The organism is Rudaea sp., assembly GCF_036383415.1.
GTDB lineage: Bacteria > Pseudomonadota > Gammaproteobacteria > Xanthomonadales > Rhodanobacteraceae > Rudaea.
Map to the genome: position 1 here is coordinate 1 of NZ_DASVOK010000295.1, position 2,249 is coordinate 2,249.

Sequence of the window (2,249 nt, forward strand, 5' to 3'; positions counted from 1 at the left end):
CATGGCCCAATTTGATTTCGATGTTGCGTGCCAGCAGCAGCGCATCCGGACTGGGCTGGCCAAGCGCATCGTAGCGTTGCACGAAGGCACGCGCTTTGAAGAAATCGTTCTTCTGATAGAGCACGTTGGCGAGCTGGAACAAGGCTTGAGCATTTTTCGGCTCGAGCGCGAGCGCGTTGCGGAAGTTCGCCTCGGCCTGGTCGAGGGAACCTTTGCCGAGCAATTCGCAGGTTCCGGCATTCGTGTACGCCGACGCCTTGGCGGTATAGAAACCGTCGGCGAAGGCAGCGCCGAAATACTTGCGCGCCTCGGCATACTGGCCAAGCTTGCACAGGTACATGCCGTAATTGTTGTTCTCGGCGCCGGCCTTCGGCGCCAGCAGCGCGGCATCGCGGTAATGCTGCAGGGCCTGGTCGCGATCGCCGACGCGATCGTAGAGCGTGGCGAGCAAGGTATGCGCGTCCACGCTCTTCGGATCGTAGTTCAGCGCCTTGAGCAGATTGTCCTTGGCCAGTTCGAGCTTGCCCAGCTCCATGTACTTCTGCCCGAGCTGGAGGAAAGGCCGCGCCCTGTCGGCGGGCGTTTCCTGCGATCTCAAGCTCGTCTTCTGGCTCTCGACCGTGACCGGGCGGATGCTGTCGCCCCGGCTGCATGCCGACACTGCGCACACCACGACAGCCGCGAGCGCTGGCAGGGAGAACCGCGCCAGCGAACGGTCAAGCTGCATGCCGCGCCCCGGCTTCGATGCGGCGCTGGAATTCGGCGCTGCGTCGCGTGCGATCGAGCACCTGCCCTTTCAGCTGGCCGCAGGCCGCGTCGATGTCGTCGCCACGCGTGCGCCGCACCATCGTCAACACATCGTTATCGAGCAGGATCTTCTGGAAATTGCGGATCACGTCTTCGTCGGAACGCTCGAAGCGCGTACCGGCGAACGTGTTGAACGGGATCAGGTTGACCTTGCCCGGCACTTTGCGCATCAGCTTGACCAGCTGGCGCGCGTGCTCGGGTTTGTCGTTGACGCCCTTGAGCATCGTGTATTCGAACGTGATCGTCGTGCGCGGCTTGCGCGCGGCATAGCGTTGGCAGGCGGCGAGCAGTTCGGCGATCGGGTATTTCTTGTTGAGCGGCACAAGCTCGGTGCGCAGTTCGTCGTTCGGCGCATGCAGCGACACGGCGAGCGACACATCGGCGACTTCGCCGAGCTTGTCGATCATCGGCACGAGACCGGCGGTTGACAGCGTCACGCGCTTGTTGGCGAGACCGAGGCCAAGGTCGTCGCGCATGATGTTCATCGCGCGCACGACGTTGTCGAAATTGAGCAGCGGTTCGCCCATGCCCATCATGACGACGTTGGTGAGCTTGCGCTGCTGGTGCGGCACGTTGCCGAGGTGCTTGGCCGCGGTCCATGCCTGGCCGATGATTTCGCTCGTGGCGAGATTGCGGTTGAAACCCTGTGTCGCGGTCGAGCAGAACTGGCAGTTCAAACCACAACCGACCTGCGAGGACACGCACAACGTGCCGCGCGTCGCTTCGGGAATGAACACGGCCTCGATCGCGTTACCGCCGTCCATGCCGAGCAGCCATTTGTAAGTTGCATCGGCGGCCTGCTTCTCGAACAGTACTTTCGGCGGCGCGATTTCGCACGCCGCCTCGAGCTTGTCACGCAGCGCCTTGCCGACGTCGGTCATCTGCTCGAACGATGTCGCATGACGGTGGTAGATCCACTTCATCACCTGCTCGGCGCGATACGGCTTTTCGCCGAGCTGCGCGAACAGGTCGCGCAGCCCTTGGCGGTCGTAGTCGAACAGATTGACTTTGGTGGTGGTCACGGTTCTGCTCTTGCGATCGCTCAGCGCGACGCGATCTCCGTGCCGGCGAAGAAATAGGCGATTTCCTGCGCCGCTGTTTCCGCCGCGTCGGAGCCGTGCACTGCATTCGCATCGATCGACTGCGCGAAGTCGGCGCGGATCGTGCCCGGCGCGGCCTTCTTCGGATCGGTTGCACCCATGAGGTCGCGGTTCTTGAGGATCGCGCCCTCGCCTTCGAGCGCCTGGATCATCACCGGGCCCGAGATCATGAACTCGACCAGCGCCTTGAAGAATGGACGTTCCTTGTGCACGGCGTAGAAGCCTTCGGCCTCGGCGCGCGAGAGCTGCTTGTATTTGGCGGCGACGATCTTGAGGCCGGCCTTTTCAAAGCGGGAATAGATTTCGCCGATCACGTTCTTGGCGACCGCGTCGGGCTTGATG

General features: G+C 62.7%; 3 protein-coding genes. All 3 read right to left on the bottom strand.

Going from position 1 to position 2,249, the window contains the following annotated elements:
• Positions 1–727, bottom strand: a 727-nt coding sequence (gene pilW / locus VF497_RS11195; protein ID WP_330888693.1) for a type IV pilus biogenesis/stability protein PilW, incomplete at its 3' end; no start/stop codon positions are given.
• A complete protein-coding gene (gene rlmN / locus VF497_RS11200; RefSeq protein ID WP_330888695.1) occupies positions 717–1,829 on the bottom strand; it encodes a 23S rRNA (adenine(2503)-C(2))-methyltransferase RlmN in 1,113 nt (370 codons plus the stop codon). The genes pilW and rlmN, both read right to left, overlap by 11 nt.
• 20 nt (positions 1,830–1,849) lie before the next feature.
• Positions 1,850–2,248 (bottom strand): nucleoside-diphosphate kinase, encoded by a 399-nt coding sequence (gene ndk, locus VF497_RS11205; RefSeq protein ID WP_330888697.1) that lies wholly within the window; start codon positions 2,246–2,248, stop codon positions 1,850–1,852.
• Between the last annotated feature and the right edge of the window lies 1 nt (position 2,249).